Annotated in this window: 16 protein-coding genes; 8 read left to right on the forward strand and 8 right to left on the reverse strand. The window is 58.5% G+C overall.

Going from position 1 to position 16180, the window contains the following annotated elements; all coding sequences use genetic code 11:
* Window positions 1-49: 49 nt before the first annotated feature.
* Entirely contained in the window at window positions 50-862 is an 813-nt protein-coding gene (gene mazG, locus FE702_RS02490) for a nucleoside triphosphate pyrophosphohydrolase (protein WP_147124633.1), read from the reverse strand.
* A gap of 47 nt (window positions 863-909) precedes the next feature.
* Between mazG and FE702_RS02495 the strand changes: the two genes are divergently transcribed.
* Genes FE702_RS02495 through FE702_RS02515 form a run of 5 tightly spaced genes read left to right on the forward strand, consistent with a single transcriptional unit; the run spans window position 910 to window position 5761 of the window.
* On the forward strand, window positions 910-2088 hold the full coding sequence (locus FE702_RS02495) for a M20 aminoacylase family protein (protein WP_147124634.1): 1179 nt from the start codon (window positions 910-912) through the stop codon (window positions 2086-2088).
* Window positions 2085-3431, forward strand: a complete 1347-nt coding sequence (locus FE702_RS02500; protein WP_147124635.1) for an aminotransferase class III-fold pyridoxal phosphate-dependent enzyme — start codon at window positions 2085-2087, stop codon at window positions 3429-3431. Before FE702_RS02495 ends, FE702_RS02500 begins: the two co-directional genes overlap by 4 nt.
* A complete protein-coding gene (gene speB / locus FE702_RS02505; RefSeq protein ID WP_147124636.1) occupies window positions 3431-4402 on the forward strand; it encodes an agmatinase in 972 nt (323 codons plus the stop codon). Before FE702_RS02500 ends, speB (FE702_RS02505) begins: the two co-directional genes overlap by 1 nt.
* Window positions 4395-5336 carry an agmatinase gene (gene speB, locus FE702_RS02510; RefSeq protein WP_147124637.1) on the forward strand — a complete coding sequence of 314 codons (942 nt, stop codon included), beginning with the start codon at window positions 4395-4397 and terminating at the stop codon, window positions 5334-5336. The genes speB (FE702_RS02505) and speB (FE702_RS02510) overlap by 8 nt, the downstream gene beginning before the upstream one ends.
* A 2-nt stretch (window positions 5337-5338) precedes the next feature.
* On the forward strand, window positions 5339-5761 hold the full coding sequence (locus FE702_RS02515; protein WP_147124638.1) for a DUF1499 domain-containing protein: 423 nt from the start codon (window positions 5339-5341) through the stop codon (window positions 5759-5761).
* Here FE702_RS02515 and FE702_RS02520 read toward each other — a convergent pair.
* The gene (locus tag FE702_RS02520) at window positions 5738-6010 is read right to left on the reverse strand and encodes a hypothetical protein (protein ID WP_147124639.1); all 273 of its coding nucleotides are present in this window, start codon (window positions 6008-6010) and stop codon (window positions 5738-5740) included. The genes FE702_RS02515 and FE702_RS02520 overlap by 24 nt on opposite strands.
* Window positions 6011-6074: 64 nt before the next feature.
* Here FE702_RS02520 and prfA point away from each other — a divergent pair, with 64 nt between their 5' ends.
* The 3 genes from prfA to FE702_RS02535 all read left to right on the forward strand — a co-directional run bounded on the left by prfA (window position 6075) and on the right by FE702_RS02535 (window position 8735).
* Window positions 6075-7124: a peptide chain release factor 1 gene (prfA, locus tag FE702_RS02525; protein WP_147124640.1), complete on the forward strand. Its 1050-nt coding sequence runs from the start codon at window positions 6075-6077 to the stop codon at window positions 7122-7124.
* The gene (gene prmC, locus FE702_RS02530; RefSeq protein WP_147124641.1) at window positions 7121-7954 is read left to right on the forward strand and encodes a peptide chain release factor N(5)-glutamine methyltransferase; all 834 of its coding nucleotides are present in this window, start codon (window positions 7121-7123) and stop codon (window positions 7952-7954) included. The genes prfA and prmC overlap by 4 nt, the downstream gene beginning before the upstream one ends.
* A gap of 169 nt (window positions 7955-8123) precedes the next feature.
* Window positions 8124-8735, forward strand: a complete 612-nt coding sequence (locus FE702_RS02535; RefSeq protein ID WP_147124642.1) for a DUF4167 domain-containing protein — start codon at window positions 8124-8126, stop codon at window positions 8733-8735.
* Between the two features lie 50 nt (window positions 8736-8785).
* Here FE702_RS02535 and rsmA read toward each other — a convergent pair whose 3' ends face one another.
* From rsmA to lptF, 6 genes are read right to left on the reverse strand one after another with little or no spacing between them, the layout of a single operon-like run.
* Entirely contained in the window at window positions 8786-9622 is an 837-nt protein-coding gene (gene rsmA / locus FE702_RS02540) for a 16S rRNA (adenine(1518)-N(6)/adenine(1519)-N(6))-dimethyltransferase RsmA (protein ID WP_147124643.1), read from the reverse strand.
* The gene (gene pdxA, locus FE702_RS02545; protein WP_147124644.1) at window positions 9609-10586 is read right to left on the reverse strand and encodes a 4-hydroxythreonine-4-phosphate dehydrogenase PdxA; all 978 of its coding nucleotides are present in this window, start codon (window positions 10584-10586) and stop codon (window positions 9609-9611) included. Before pdxA ends, rsmA begins: the two co-directional genes overlap by 14 nt.
* On the reverse strand, window positions 10583-11782 hold the full coding sequence (locus FE702_RS02550; RefSeq protein WP_147124645.1) for a peptidylprolyl isomerase: 1200 nt from the start codon (window positions 11780-11782) through the stop codon (window positions 10583-10585). The genes pdxA and FE702_RS02550 overlap by 4 nt, the downstream gene beginning before the upstream one ends.
* Window positions 11783-11812: 30 nt before the next feature.
* Entirely contained in the window at window positions 11813-13945 is a 2133-nt protein-coding gene (locus tag FE702_RS02555; protein WP_186826960.1) for an LPS-assembly protein LptD, read from the reverse strand.
* Window positions 13945-15042 carry an LPS export ABC transporter permease LptG gene (gene lptG / locus FE702_RS02560; protein ID WP_147124647.1) on the reverse strand — a complete coding sequence of 366 codons (1098 nt, stop codon included), beginning with the start codon at window positions 15040-15042 and terminating at the stop codon, window positions 13945-13947. Before lptG ends, FE702_RS02555 begins: the two co-directional genes overlap by 1 nt.
* Window positions 15039-16163, reverse strand: a complete 1125-nt coding sequence (lptF, locus tag FE702_RS02565) for an LPS export ABC transporter permease LptF (protein ID WP_255449560.1) — start codon at window positions 16161-16163, stop codon at window positions 15039-15041. Before lptF ends, lptG begins: the two co-directional genes overlap by 4 nt.
* Window positions 16164-16180: the final 17 nt, after the last annotated feature.

The raw sequence follows: 16180 nt of genomic DNA on the forward strand, positions 1-16180 counted from the left end.
GCTGAGTGTAGCCGCCTCTCGCGCCTTTCAGAAAGACGAATGGATGAGGTTAGCGCTCGGCGGCTTTGGCTTCGTTCCAAAGTGCATCCATGTCTTCAAGACTTGCATCCTCTGGGCTTGACCCGCGCTTGGCCAAGGCGGCTTCGATGTACTCAAAACGGCGTGTGAATTTGGCGTTGGTCCCACGCAGGGCTGCTTCGGGGTCAACGCCCAGATGCCTACTGATATTGACCATCACAAAAAGCAGGTCGCCGAATTCGTCCTGAATGGCATCTGCATCCGTTGTTTCGCGCGCCGCGATCAGTTCACGTGTTTCTTCGGTAAGCTTGTCCAGAACATCCTCGGGATCGGTCCAGTCAAACCCGACACGCGCGGCACGTTTTTGCAATTTGAGCGCACGCAGTAAGGCCGGTAGGCCAAGAGCCACACCATCGAGCGTCCCTTTTTGGGCTTGGCCTGCGCGTTCAGCGGCCTTGATCGTTTCCCAGTCCGCAACCTGTTGTTCAGCAGTTTTGTCGCGGCTTTCATTTCCAAAGACATGGGGGTGGCGAGCGACCATCTTGTCGCTGATCTTGTCCGCGATTGAGGCAAAGGTGAACAGATCCCGTTCTTCTCCGATTGCGGCGTGATAGACGGTTTGCAACAGAAGATCGCCCAATTCGCCTTCCAACTCGTCCCAGGCCTCCCGTTCGATGGCGTCCGCGACCTCATAGGCCTCCTCGATTGTGTAGGGGGCGATGGTCTGAAACGTCTGTTCGATGTCCCATGGGCAGCCGGTTTCGGGGTCGCGCAGGCGGCGCATGATTTCCAAAAGCCGAGGCATGCCGCCCTTGGGGTCAAAGACCAGCTCATTTTTGTCCATTGCGGCCCTCGTTTTGGCATGGTTCGGTGGTGATAGGAGGATAGCCCATGCCCATCGTCAACCGGATAGCAGAGTTTGCCGAGGACATGACCCTTTGGCGGCGGCATCTGCATCAACATCCGGAGCTTGGCTTTGCGTGTCACGACACGGCAGAGTTTGTGGTCGCGCGCCTAAAGGAGTTCGGGATCACCGATATTCACACCGGCATCGCGACCAGCGGCGTGATTGCGGTGATCAATGGGAGGGGTGCAGGACCTGTCATTGGGTTGCGGGCAGATATGGATGCGCTCCCGATGGAAGAGACCACGGGCGCGGATTGGGCCAGTACGCGTGCTGGTGCCATGCATGCCTGTGGCCATGATGGGCATACAACAATGTTGCTGGGGGCAGCGCGTTACCTTGCCGAAACGCGGAATTTCGCCGGGCAGGTTGTGCTGATCTTTCAGCCTGCCGAGGAAAATGGGGGCGGCGCCGGTGTCATGGTCGAAGACGGATTGATGGAGCGTTTCGGCATCGAACAGGTCTATGCGCTGCACAACGCGCCCGGGTTTGAGCCCGGCGGGTTTTACACGAAAGCCGGGCCGATTATGGCGGCGGTAGATACGGTTCATGTGACGGTCAAAGGTGTTGGTGGACACGCAGCGCTACCCCATACCACCAAGGATCCGATCGTTGCGGCTGTGGCGATGGTGCAGGCGATGCAGACGATCGTTAGCCGCAATCACTATGCGCTGGATGATCTTGTGGTGTCAGTCACGCAAATCCATGCGGGCAGCGCCGACAATATCGTCCCGGAAAGCGCCTATATCTGCGCGACGGTCCGGACCTTTGACAAGTCCGTGCAGGACATGGTCGAAAAACGCATGCGCGAGATTGTTGAAGGCACGGCGGCTGCACATGGCCTGACCGCCGACCTGACATATGAGCGTGGTTATCCGGCGACGGTAAATGATGCAGGGCGCGCGGCATTTGCCGCCGAGGTCGCACGGGAGATCAGCGCCACGGTGGACGATGACATGGGACGGGAAATGGGGGCAGAGGATTTCAGCTTCATGCTCGAAGCACGACCCGGCGCTTACCTGTTCATAGGGCAGGGCGAGAGCGCCGGATTGCATCACCCGGCCTATGACTTCAACGATGAGATCGCCCCAGTTGGTGCGTCGTTTTTCGCCCGCGTCGTGGAACGGGCCGCGCCGTTGGGCGCAGATATGGAGACCGCGGCATGAATGATCTGGCGCAGATGGATTTCGCCCATGCGTTGCATCCCTGGCAGTTCACCGGGGCGGACACGCCGCCCATGGTCGTGTCGCGTGGCGAAGGCTGCTATCTTTGGGATGCACAGGGCACGCAGTATCTGGATGCCGTGGGCGGGCTTTGGTGCACCAATGTCGGCTTGGGTCGCAAGGACATGGCACAGGCCATTGCAGCGCAGGCCGAGAAACTGGCGTTTTCATCCACCTTTGTGGACATGACCAACGATCCGGCAGCCGAGCTGGCAGCGCGGCTGGCGCATCTGGCACCCACGGGCATCAATCACGTGCATTTCACGACCGGCGGCTCGACTGCCATCGATAGCGCGTACCGGATGGCCTGTTTTGTGCAGGCTGCGCGCGGCTTCAAAGGGCGAACCCACATGGTCGCGCGGCAGCACTCCTATCACGGTTCGACGTTCATCAGCATGTCTCTGGGCTTGCGCAACGGCGACCGCGCGCCGGAATTTGCCTATGAAACCGAAACGATCCACCACCTGAGCGCGCCTTATGTCTATAGGGATAATGTGACGGTCGAGGAGCTTGTCGCCGAGTTCGAGGCCAAGATTGCCGAGGTGGGCGCAGAGAAGATCGCGGCGTTTTTTGCAGAGCCTATTCAGGCGTCTGGCGGGGTGCTTGTACCGCCAGAGGGCTATCTGAAGGCGATGTGGGAGGTGTGTCAAAGGCACGGTATTCTCTTTGTTGCCGACGAGGTTGTGACTGCTTTTGGCCGTCTGGGTCATATGTTTGCATCCGAGACCCGCTATGGCGTGCGGCCCGACATCATTTGCTGCGCGAAAGGTTTGTCGTCGGGCTATCAGCCGATTGGCGCAATGCTGTTTTCCGAAGAAATCTGGGACACGCTGACGGCGAAGCCCCAGTGGTACACGTCGGGCTTCACATATTCGGGCCATCCTGTGGCCTGCGCGGCTGCGCTCAAGAATTTGCAGATTATCGAGCAAGAAGGGCTGCTGGAGAACGCGATCAAGGTCGGTGCGGTTCTGCAAGAGGGCATGGCAGGTCTGATTGACCTGCCGACCGTGGGCAATGTGCGGGGCGAGGCGCTGATTGCGTGTGTCGAGAATGTAGCTGACAAAGAAACCAAGGCCTTGCTGCCTGATGAATTGGATATCGGCAAACGCGTGTCCGACGCTGCCGAGGCGCGAGGCCTCTTGGTCAGGCCCATCGGCCATTTGAACGTGATGTCACCGCCCTTGATCCTGACCGAAGATCAGGCTGGTTTCATCGTTGACACACTGGGTGCGGCGATCATGGATGCGGCGGATGGTTTGGTCCGAGAAGGTGTGAGGTTGGGCTGATGGCATTAAAAGATGCGGCAAATGATGTGGACAATGCGCTGACGCGCGATGGCTATCGCGGGCATTCGTTTGAGAACGCTTTCGGTGGAGTGCTGTCTTTCATGCGGCGCACCTATACGAAGGATTTGACCGGGGTCGATCTTGCCGTGACGGGCGTGCCATTCGATCAGGCTGTGACCCACCGGACTGGAACACGTTTTGGCCCGCGCGCGATACGCGAGGCGTCCACCTTGCAACCCTGTGATCCGCCATACGGATGGGACATTGACCCGCTGACGGATTTCAACGTGGCTGACTATGGCGACTTGGCATTCGACTATGCCAAGACCAGCGAATTTCCAAAGGCACTGACGGACCATATTCGCGGTATTCTCGCGGCGGGCGCAGGCTCGCTCGTCCTTGGCGGGGATCACTACATTTCCTATCCAATCCTAAGGGCTTATGCCGAAAAGTTCGGGCCAATGTCCCTGCTTCAGTTCGATGCGCATAGTGATCTTTGGGTCGATGATGACTTTGACCGGATAGACCATGGCACGATGTTCTACAAAGCGGTCAAAGAGGGTTTGATCGTACCGGAACGTTCGGTGCAGGTCGGCATCCGAACGGTTGTCGAGGATTTCATGGGCATGAACGTGATTGATGCACCCGAGGTCCACGACGGGTGGAAAGAAGCGGTGAAGAAAATCAAAGAAATTCTGGGAGATAACCCGGTTTACCTAACCTTTGACATTGACTGCCTTGACCCAGCTTTTGCGCCTGGAACAGGAACACCCGTTGCCGGAGGGCTCAGTTCCGCGCAGGCGCTTGCCATGTTGCGGGCATTGCGTGGCATTAATGTCGTTGGGTGTGACGTCGTTGAGGTGTCGCCGCCGTTTGATACCACAGGCGCAACGGCGGTGGCGGGATCGCAGGTGGCGATGGAGCTTATGTGCCTATACTGTTGGAACCTCAGGAAAAAAGCCAATGCCTAACCAACCGATCAGTGGAAATGATCTGGCCCGGTTTGCCGGACCACAGACCTTTATGCGGTTGCCCGAGGCCGAGACAGCCCAAGGTCTCGACGTCGCGTTTCTGGGCATTCCGTTGGATATCGGGACAAGCTGGCGCTCTGGCACACGCTTTGGACCGAAACAGCTTCGCCAAGAAAGCGCGATGATCAGACCCTACAACATTCAGACGGGCGCGGCGCCGTTTGATGGGTTGCAAATGGCTGATTTGGGCGATGTGGCGATCAACACCTTCTCACTCTCTGATAGTATTCGCATTATTACAGAGACTTACGATCAGGTTCTGAAGCATGGCGTCATTCCCGCGACACTGGGCGGCGATCACACGCTGACGCTGCCTGTGCTGCGCGCAATTGCCAAAAAGCACGGGCCTGTTGCCCTTGTTCATGTCGATGCGCATGCAGACGTCAACGACGAGATGTTTGGCGAACGTGAGACGCACGGGACGGTATTCCGGCGCGCCTACGAGGAAAGTCTTATCGTTGCAGACAAGGTGTTTCAGGTCGGTTTGCGCGGCACCGGCTACACAGCAGAGGATTTCACCGAGGCAGCGGGATGGGGTTTCAACATGACCCTCGCACCAGACATCTGGCACAAACCTCTGGGCCCCTTGGCCGAGAAGATCCGTGAACAGATCGGAGACCATCCGACCTATATCACCTACGATATCGACAGCCTTGATCCGTCCTTTGCACCCGGAACGGGCACGCCCGAGATCGGTGGACTGACGACCTGGCAGGCGATGGAGTTCATTCGCGGGTTGCGGGGTCTGAATATCGTCGGTGTCGATTTGGTAGAGGTTTCACCGCCTTATGACCCTTCTGGCAACACGGCGTTGGTCGGCGCAAATCTGATGTTCGAGATGTTGTCGATCCTGCCCGGGGTCCCATATCGCTAGACATGAAGCTGATGATGACTGTTTTGATCCTGTTCGTGCTGCTCGTGTTGGCGGCAATGGCCTATGTACGTTTCACACCAGTGGCCGACACCGCCGCTGGCCCAAGGCCTGCTGCCGCGTTGCCGGGCGACTATCCGTCGGCCGGCGGGTTCTATGCCGTGCGCACGTTGGCTGAGTTGCCAGAGGATGTACTGGTGAAATTGGATCAGGTCATCATGAACGGACCGCGCGTGATGCGTCGCTCTGGTGGGCCGGACAACCTTCCCATGATTTACGAAACGCGGTCGCGGCTTTGGGCCTTTCCTGACATCAATACCGTTTGGGTCGAGGACGGAAATCTCCATCTCTACGCCAATTTGGTCTACGGAAAGTCCGATCTTGGCGCGAACCGGGCGCGCATCCTAGGCTGGCTTGAGCGCCTCTAGCCTGTCCAGAAGACTTGGCTCAGTCGGCGTCGCGTCACTGCTGAGACAGCCGTCTTGCAGCCTGCGCCACATCGGGTTGTTCAGTGACATCTGGCATTGGGCCATAAAGGATTTGCCATCGACGAACATGCAGATGGTTTGTCCCAGTTCCACGCGGCTCCCGGACCTATCGGTGCAATAACAGTCCACCGTCTTTCCTTCGGCACTGGTCTGAGACGCGATCAGAAGAAGAGGAAGAAGATAACGCATGGATCTAAGATACCACATTTCGCCCTCTTGACCAAAGCTCAGAGTTCGCCCAAGCCCCTGTGGCATGGTACCTCAGGATACATTGCTGCAAATCACTCAACGCTTTGAGTTTCTGGAGGCCCAGATGGCCACCGGGGAAGGTGACATTGCGGTGCTGGCCAAGGAATACTCAGACCTGCGCCCCGTGGTGGATCAAATACGCGCCTATGAGCAGGTGCAATCTGATTTGGCCGAGGCTGAGGCCATGCTTGATGATCCGGACATGAAAGAGTTGGCAGAAGAGGAATTGCCTGTCCTGCGGTCCAAGCTGCCTGAGATTGAACAGGAACTGCGCATTGCTCTGTTGCCCAAGGATGCCGCAGACGCGCGTCCGGCCATGATCGAAATCCGTCCAGGTACAGGCGGGGACGAGGCCTCCTTGTTCGCCGGTGATCTGCTGCGCATGTATCAACGCTACGCAGAAACGCAGGGCTGGAAATTCGAGATCATCGAAGAACAGGCGACCGAGCTTGGCGGGATCAAAGAGGTGACCGCCCATGTTCAGGGCGAGGGCGTCTTTGCGCGATTAAAGTATGAGTCCGGCGTCCATCGCGTTCAGCGTGTGCCAACCACCGAAAGTGGCGGACGAATCCATACATCCGCGGCCACCGTCGCCGTGCTGCCCGAAGCCGAGGACGTGGATATCCAGATTGCGCCGAACGATCTGCGCATCGACACGATGCGCGCGTCTGGGGCCGGGGGACAGCACGTCAACACCACCGACTCGGCTGTGCGGATCACGCACATTCCCAGCGGGATCGTCGTGACGAGTTCCGAGAAATCGCAGCACCGTAACCGCGAGATTGCGATGCAGGTTCTTAAAACCCGGCTATACGACATGGAACGGCAGAGGATCGATGGCGAACGCTCGGCAGATCGCAAAGCACAGGTCGGATCGGGCGACCGGTCGGAACGCATCCGCACCTATAATTTCCCGCAAGGACGGATGACCGATCACCGCATCAATCTCACGCTCTACAAGCTGGACGCCGTGATGCAGGGCGATCTGAACGAAATCATCGATGCTCTGCAGGCCGAAACTCAGGCGCGGCAACTGGCCGAGATGGAAGGATGACCATCGCCGCTGCGTTGCGGTATGGGGCAGCTGAGCTAGGAGACATGCGAGAAGCGCGGCTCCTGATGGCAGGGGCTATTGGTTGTGACGTTGGTCGGCTGACGTTGATGGCGCATGACGCGTTGCCTGATGACATCCATGCCCGGTTTCGCGATCACGTGGCGCGCCGGATTAATGGCGAACCCGTTTCTCATATTCTTGGTCAACGCGCGTTCTGGGGGCGGATGTTTCGCGTGACCCCCGATGTTCTCGATCCGCGGCCTGAAACGGAGACGCTTATTGCTGCGGCGCTTGAGGTGCCGTTCAACTCGGTGCTGGATCTTGGCACAGGCAGCGGATGTATTGCGATCACGCTTCTGGCGGAACGACCGCAGGTGACAGGGATGGCTGTTGATCTGTCTGCGGCGGCACTTGCCATAGCTTCGACCAATGCCGAACGTCATGACGTGACGGACCGGTTGTGCCTTGAGACTTCTGATTGGTTTAGCGCGGTGACAGGCACTCACGATCTGATTGTCTCGAACCCGCCTTACATTCCTGCGGATGATTTGCCCGACTTGATGCCAGAGGTGCGCGATCACGAGCCTACGATGGCGCTGACAGATGGGGCCGATGGATTGACCCCGTACCGGGTTATCCTTTCGCAGGCGTCCGATTATCTTTCAGACGGGGGTGTTGTGATGGCTGAATTCGGGGCAGGCCAGTGGCCCGATATTCAAGAAATCGCAATGGCGGCAGGGTGGGGTGATGTGACCTGCAAGACTGATCTGGACGGGCGACCGCGGGTTTTGGTGGCCCAAAACCCGCAGAAGCGGCCAATTCGCGCGTAAATTGGTTGCAAAGGGTCGAATCATGTTGCGGCAGGGCATGTGACATGCCAAACATTGCGCGTCCGCAGGGCTGAGCCTGCTCGCCGCGCGACGCCCACCAAAGATAAGTGACCACGCCACCGCAAGCCGGTCACATCATGAGCCAAGAAAACAGGCTGGACTAGATTTAATGAGATCATCGAAGTCGCGTTCGCGGTCCAAGAACCGCAATAACAACAACCGGTCTGTCGGCAACGTCGTGAACCGGGTGTTCGATAGCTCTGGCCCAGAGGGCAAGGTGCGTGGAACGCCGCAGCAAATCATCGACAAGTACAATCAACTGACCCGCGATGCGCAGTTGTCTGGCGACCGCGTTGCGGCTGAAAACTTTGCCCAACATGCCGAGCACTACACGCGACTGTTGGCCGAAGCTCAGCGCGAGCAAGAGGCCCGTCGCGAAGAGCAAGAGCGTCAGAACCGCGAACGGCAGGCCGAACGCGATCGCGAGCGTGCTGAGCGCCAGGAACGCGAAAGCAATGCCGCCCCGGATGAGGCATCCAAGGATCCTGGTGATGCACCTCAGCCTGACGTGATCGAGGCGTCCGGTGATCACGATAGCGGTTTGGTGGAAACGCCCGAAAGCGCGCCAAAGAAACCAACCAGCCGTTCGCGGTCCCGCGCGCCTGGAAACCGGTCGCGCAAACCCAAGTCGGACGCGCCAAAATCCGAAGACGCATCTGAGAACACCGAAGCATCCGACCCGGCGCCGGATGCAGGCGGGGAACAGACCGCCGCCGAATAGCCTTGTTGGTACTGAGCAATCAAGGGCCGCCGTTGAGGCGGCCTTTTTTGTTAGGTCATCAATCGGGCGAGGGCGCAGAACCTTTCCAGATCAATTTCCTCGGCCCGTGCCGTCGGCGGAATACCCGCTGCAAGCAGTCGATCCTCCATGTCCGGCGCTTGTCCCTTGAGGCTGGCGCGGAGCATTTTGCGACGCTGACCGAATGCGGCTGCGACGATCCTTGAGAGGACCTTTGCGTCCGCGGGAAATCGTGGCTCTGACAAGGCTGTGAGGTGAACAACGGCAGAATGCACCTTGGGTGCAGGTTGAAACGCCTCTGGTGGCAACGACATGACGATCCGCGCATCCGCCCGCCATTGAGCAAGGATCGCGAGCCGACCATAGGCCTTTGACCCAGGTTGCGCGACGATACGCTCCGCAACTTCCCTCTGGAACATCAGTGTCAGACTGTTCCAGAACGGGGGCCACTCCGGCGGAGTCAGCCATCGCACCAAGAGTTCGGTTCCGACGTTATAGGGCAGGTTGGCTGCAACGCGAATGGGCGGCGTCAGGTGATCAAGGACGGGAGTCGTGAGCGCATCACCATTGATCACCTCAAGCTGACCGGGATAGGCGGCGGCAATTTCCGCCAAGGCGGGCAAGCAGCGGTCGTCCTTTTCAATGGCGAGAACCTTTCGCGCCCCTTCGGCCAACAGGCCGCGCGTGAGACCGCCAGGCCCTGGTCCAACCTCAAGGACGTCACAGCCGCTTAAATCGCCTGCCTGCCGCGCGATCTTTGCCGTCAGGTTCAGATCCAGCAGAAAGTTCTGCCCAAGCGATTTCTTCGCATTCAGCCCATGGGTCGCAATGACCTCACGCAGGGGCGGCAGATCATCAATGCGTGCCACGTTTGTGTCCCATCTCTTGGGCCATACGTAACGCGGCAATCAGGCTGTCTGGGCGGGCGATGCCTTTGCCAGCGATGTCAAAGGCGGTGCCGTGATCTGGCGAGGTGCGGATAAAGGGCAGACCGAGGGTGACATTGACCCCGCCATCAAAATCGAGCGTCTTGATCGGGATCAGCGCCTGATCGTGATACATGCAGATCGCCGCGTCAAAACCTGCCCGGGCGCGCGCATGAAACATCGTGTCTGCGGGTAGGGGACCACGCAAGAGCGGGTCTTCCTGTCCTAACTCGGCGATCAGTTCGTTGATCCAGTCTTCTTCTTCGGTACCGATTTTACCCCCTTCACCTGCATGAGGGTTCAAGCCCGCAATCGCGATCCGCGGCGCCGGGATGCCAAAGTCGCGGATCAGGGCCTTGCGTGTAATGTCGATGGTGCGTCGCAACCCATCCGGGGTCAGCGCCGTTGGAACCTCGGCCAAGGGAATATGGATAGTGGCCGGTACAACGCGCATGTCGGGACTGGCCAGCATCATGACCACATCTGGAACGCCCGCCAGAGCCGCCAGAAACTCGGTATGGCCGGGATGTTCGAAATTAGCCCCGTCTTGCAGCGCCTTTTTGTGGATCGGCGCAGTACAGACCGCGCAAGCCTCTCCTGACTGAGTAACTCGGACCGCGGTTTCAATCGCGTCAATCACACCGGATGCATTGCGCGGATCGGCGTCGCCTTTGCGGCCATCACCGTCAAAGGACTGTGCCAGAACCGGCATGGCCTCGCGCGAAGCCTCCAGGGTGTCTGCGGCCGATTGGATCGGCTGCCATGGCAGGTCCAGAGGCAGGTGTCCTGGATCACCGATCCAAAAGAACGGGACGCTTTCGCGGAGTTCCGCCCACGCGAGTTGCGCGATTTCTGGCCCAATGCCTGCGGGTTCCCCACAGCTTAGCGCGATAGGTGCGTGTGTCATTGCCCGGTGATCACGGCCTCAGAGCGCAATTGCGCAAGGAAACCATCGGCATAGCCTTCCAGACGCCGCTGGCGCAGTTGCTCGCGGACATCTGCGCGTGACGCATCCGCCGTCAGGGCTGTTGTCCGGCTGCACAGCATCAGAAAGACGAGGGTTTCGCCGTTCGAACGCGTCAAAGAGGTCGAGACTTCACCGGGGTCGAGCTTGGCCAGCTCCATCGCAACATCGGATGGGATATCGGACGGTGATTTGGATCCACGCTCAAGCTGTTCGCGTGGCCATTTGCGGGCAACGCCATAAAGATCGTCGCAGGTGTCTACGCGATCCTTGATGCGATTGGCCTGCGCCAGTGCCTGATCCGACCGTCCGCCGGGCAAGTAGAGGGCGGCATAATCAATCGCGGCGACCTCTGGTGGCGGCGCGGTGGTTTCGCGGATATCGCGCAACTGGAACAGGACGATCGCGTTCGGGATCGAAATCGGGTCTGTCACCTCACCGGGACGCAAGGACAGGATGGTCCCACGCAGTGGCGCGGGCAGGCGCGACAGGTTCAACCAATCCAGCCGCCCGCTGCGCCCACGGGTTTGCGACACGGAAAGCTGCCGTGCCTGAGCCTGAAAAGCCGAAATCGATGTCAGTTGGCTGAGCCGCTCGGCCTGACGCGCAGAACGCGCGGCTTCGCCTCTAATGGGGCGGGCTGGCAAGATGATCTCATTAAGCAGGACCTCGACGCCGCCTCTGCCGCCAGATTGTGCAAGGGCACGGTCAATTTCGCTTTCTGTGATCGAGGCGCGTGGACCATATTGCGCGCGGATCACTTCGCGCCAAGTGAGGTTCACGCGCACAAAATCTTCAAGCGTTTCGCGTTCGATCCCTTGTGAGCGCAATGCCTGAACCAGTTCGTCACCCGTGATGTTTGCGCGTCCGGCAAACTCTTCGATCCCGCGATCTAGCCCACCTTGGTTCAGGTTGATCCCGGCCTGACGCGCGGCCTGCATCTTGAGCTTGTCTTCGACCAGTTGTTCACGCGCATTTTCAGGCGACCTCACGAATTGCAAGAACCGCGCCCGTTGGTCGATTTCATGCGGCGTGATTGCTGCGCCATTGACCGTGATGACCGGATCGAAACGGCTTTGAGCCACGGCGGATACCGGAACCAACAAAAGCGTCAGGATGAAAAGCAGCACAGGTTTCATGTGGATTTGCCCGTTCTCATGTCTTTGTTCTTAGCCCCGGCATGCGCGCTTGGGCCGGTTTTCCGTTGCACTCGTGCCAAAGCCTTTCAGGCCGACCGACCATGAAAACTCAGTGCTGCCATCGACATTAGCCGAAGTGCTGAAGCGGCGCGACACCGAAAAGTCGACCTCCAGACACTCGTTTTCATAGGCAAGACCAAGGCCTGCACGCGACGTTTGTTCCGCATTCCAGTCATAGCGCCAAGAGCCACTTGCCGTCAGCACGTCATTCAGGCGGTAATCCGCGTCCATCGTCAATTCGCTGACAGCATCATCGCGGTCTTCGTCAGGATCAGCGCGAAGATAGGCAAAGGCGGATGACACGGAGGCGCGCGATCCAGTCCAATCTGCGCGGATTTCATTCTTGGTCACACTCAGATCGTCCTGCACCAGCAACCGGCCCAACAAATCAATTCCGTTGGGCGTGCTGAACTGACCTGAAATCAGCCAATCGGAATTGTCGTCCCGCAAGCCAGACGAGACGGAAAAGTCGTTGTCGCCCGACAGGCGAACGACGCGTCCGAGTGTCAGACTGCTATCCATCCCGGACGGGGTCGCACGATCCCAGGTCAAACCAAGGTTCACGCGCCCCCCGACCTCGGTGTTCTCGAACCCAGGCGAACGATTGAACCGGAAGAGATTTCCTTCATCAAATTCGACGCGCGTACTGTCTTCGTTCGGGGCATCCTTGCCGGTGGTTTCGCTCCAAGCCAATTGCACGCGCGGCGTCAGAGTGTGCACGGTGCCTGATTGGCTTCGCTTGGCGACCGGATAGCTGAGCGCGAGCGCTGCCGCGCTGGTGCCTTGGCGGACATCTTGGTCGAAAGCCGGATCCTGATTGATCCAGAAAAGGTCTGCGCCAAGTTCCGCGCCGGCGTCAAAAACCAAGCCTGTTTGCTCGGACGTCCAACGACGCGACCAACCCAGCGTTGCGCTGATGCGGCTGACATCAAGCCCGTCCGAGAGCCCATCTCCATCCGCGTCAACGGTATCGTCCGAGGTGCGATACCGGCTGTGTAGGTTGAGGTTGGCATAGGCTTGGCCGCCCAGCATTTCGGGATAGAATCGCTGTTCGGTGCCGACATCAAAGACCAAGGTCGGCTGGGTCGCGTTGGATTCAGATTCCCGTAGGGTATGGAACGAGACCAAAGCGCCGGACACATGCTGATTGCGCCGCGTACGTCTGATCGCGATTTCACTATCGAGACGATCTTTGGAGGTGATGCCGTAGTCATCGGTGTAGTCATCGTCCGAGGACAGTTCGACATCAAAGGTCAGTTGATAATCGCGAATAAGGTCAAACCGGCCTTCGCCGAAGATGGCCCAACGAAATTCGTCTTCTGTCAGCTCATCATTTGTCAGGCTGACATTCCACTCGATCTCGCCTGGAACGAAGGCTTGTCGGTAGCGTGTTTCAAGTGTGCGGGTCTCTGACGAAAGATAGGGCGTGAAGGTCAGGTCGGCGTGGTCGCCAAGGCGCACAAAATACGGGATTTTGATCCCCCAGTTCAGTTCGCTGGTAAAGCGCAGGCGTGGGATCAAAAACCCTGTGGCCCGGGTCAGCGTCGGGTCCGGAAGCCGCATGCGCGGCAGATACAGGATTGGAACACCCAATAGACGGATTTGCGCCTGATCGAAGTATAGTTGCTTTTCCTCGGTATCATGCACCACGCGCTTGGCGCGGATGTGCCAGATCGGGGCGCGATTTTCGCAAATATGACAGGACGTTGCAGCGATTTTATACGCCTGCGTGTAGCGGTCATCGACTTTTTGCAATTCGACGGCCGACACCTGAACTGCGTTATCGATGATCATCCGTGCCCCGCGCATGATGCCGGTTTGCAGATCCTGATTAAGCTCCGCCCCAGAGGCCATGATGACGGTATCTTCGCCGTCTTCGAGCGTGACCGGCCCCTCAACCGTCAGAGTTTCGGTTTTGCCGTCATAGACCAGCCGCGATGTGGTCAGGCGGCGACCTTCATCGAAGATTTCGACATTGCCTTCGACAACGAGGATTTCGTCACCCGAGATCGTGACGCGGTCGGCAACCAAGGTTGATTGCGCCGTGGCGGCAAAGGGCAGCAGCAGCGCCCAAGCAAGGCAGGCAAAGAAACGCCACCTCATCAGCCGTCCTCCAAGTGCAACAACAAACCCACCGACAACGCAATTGCGGCAACGGGCGGCGCCCATGCAGCAAGCAGCACGGGCATTTGCCCGCTTTCGCCAAGGATTTGCGCGAAGTTGCGCACAAAAAACAAGCCAAATCCCAAAAGGATCGCGAAGAGGACTCTTTGACCAGTGCCGCCGCCGCGGCTGTGGCGCATGGTGAAGCCTGCACCAATCAGCAGCATCGCGATCCAGAAGGCAGGCTGCGCCATCTCCATCTGGAACCACACAAGATGCCTCCGGGCTGAGAAACCAGCATTTTCAAGTTCGTCAATGAAACCGGGCAGATCCCAGATTGCGATTGATGACGGGACCCCGAAACTGTCGCGGATGCGTTCGATGGTTAGGTCTGTTTCCACGGTGGTTGTCGGTTCGATAACCGCGCTGGCCTCCGAGTTGATTTCGCGCCCGAGAGCCCATGATTTGGCGCCGGTAAGGATCCACTGTCCATCCGTCAATCTGGCTTCGGCGGCGTTGATCCGGCGGAAGGGTTCACCGGACCCGTCCAACGTTACAAAGGTCACATTAAACAGGGTGGTGCCATCAAGGTCAGACCGCTCTGCGCGGATAACCGTTTGCTGATCCGGAGTACCTTGGCGCAGCCATAAGTTATTTGCGCCGATGGAAAGAACACTGTTGGTTTCGTCCTTGAGTTCCGCAGTTTGAACTTCGTAGGCTTTCCCTGTTGCCGCGACGATGGGATTCAAGGCCGCCACAGCCAAAGCACCAAAGAGGGCCAGCGTCACCGCAGGCGCGATCAACGCCCGAAGACCCGACCGGCCCGCCGCGCGCGTCACCACCAACTCGCTCGACCGTGCGAGCGACAAAAACAGCGTCATCGTCGCAACAAGAGCAATGAGCGGCAGGATGGCATAGACACTTTGCGGCGTAGAAAGAAGCGTCAGCCGAACCATGTCGCCGAATGTTGCCGAGGTATCGGAAAACCGTCGGACCTGCTCCATGAGATCAAGAAGGGCAAGGAGCGCCGTAAAGGCGGCGAGAACCAGAAGAAAGCTCCACGCAAAGCGACGGGCCATATAGAAATGCAACGTCATGTGAGCGCGGCTCCAACCTGTCGGACACGTCGACGCCGCCCAAGATTCCAGAGCAACGCGCCTGCACAGATCATTCCGATCACGAACGGCAGATACGCCAAGAACCAAACTGACGGATCATCTTGAATCCGCTGTGCGGCGGCGCCCTCGACAACTTTCAGCGCGATCAAGAGCGCCACTGCAATCCCGATCTGTCGCCAGACGCCGAACCGGCTAAAGCGTCCCGAAAGCAAGACAGCAAAGCCGAGCAGGGTGGTCACGACCGGGAAAAGCGAGCGTGACAGTCTTTCGTGCAATTCCTGTTTTAGCGACCCAATGCTGTGCTCGACCTCTAGGGCGTAGTCTTCGGTCGGGTTCCAAAGGTCGCGCGTGTCAAGTTCCCGAAGGGCAAGCTTGCGCCGATCCGAGTCACCCGTCAGCGTGGCAACGTCGACAACAAAATCATCAAAAGCAGTCGTGAACAGCCGGTTGGTGTCTGGGTCGCGGCTCTGGGCCAGTCCGTCAATCATGACGATCTGAGGTCCGTCGGCACCCCGGAGCAGGAAAGCGGTTTTTGACGTGTAAATCTGATCTGTTCCGTCTGCGCTGCGCTGGGACAGAAACACATCACGCAACTCACCTTCGGGCGTAAGCTCGCGCACATAGAGTGCCGAGCGATTGTTGGGATGCAAAAACTCGCCCTCGCGCAATAGCCGCGCGGTCGAGTCGTCTGAAATCTCCTGCTGCCTGTCAGCCAGCCTAGCACTACTGATCGGGACAAGGACGTGGGTAAGAACCGCCACCATCAGCGCAACCAAAAGGCTGAAATATAAAACCGGGCGGGCAAGTCGGAAGCTGCTGTATCCGGTGGCTTGCATGATCGTCAGTTCGCTGTCCGACGACATGCGGTTGGCCACCTGCAACACCGCCGCAAAGGCCGAGATCGGGAGTACCAAAAGAATGATGTAGGGCAGTTGCAGTGCAGACAGTTCAAGAAACACGCGCGCTGACTGCCCATCGGCGATGATCCGGTCAAAGAGCGCTACAGCCCTGTTGATCCAGAAGACCAGCACCAAGAGAAGCGAAAAGAATCCGAACAACAGAACGCATTCCGACAGCATATATCTGTCAAAACGAGCCACAGCTGATCCTTTCTTGC

The sequence above is a fragment of the Shimia ponticola genome (assembly GCF_007995215.1).
GTDB lineage: Bacteria > Pseudomonadota > Alphaproteobacteria > Rhodobacterales > Rhodobacteraceae > Shimia_B > Shimia_B ponticola.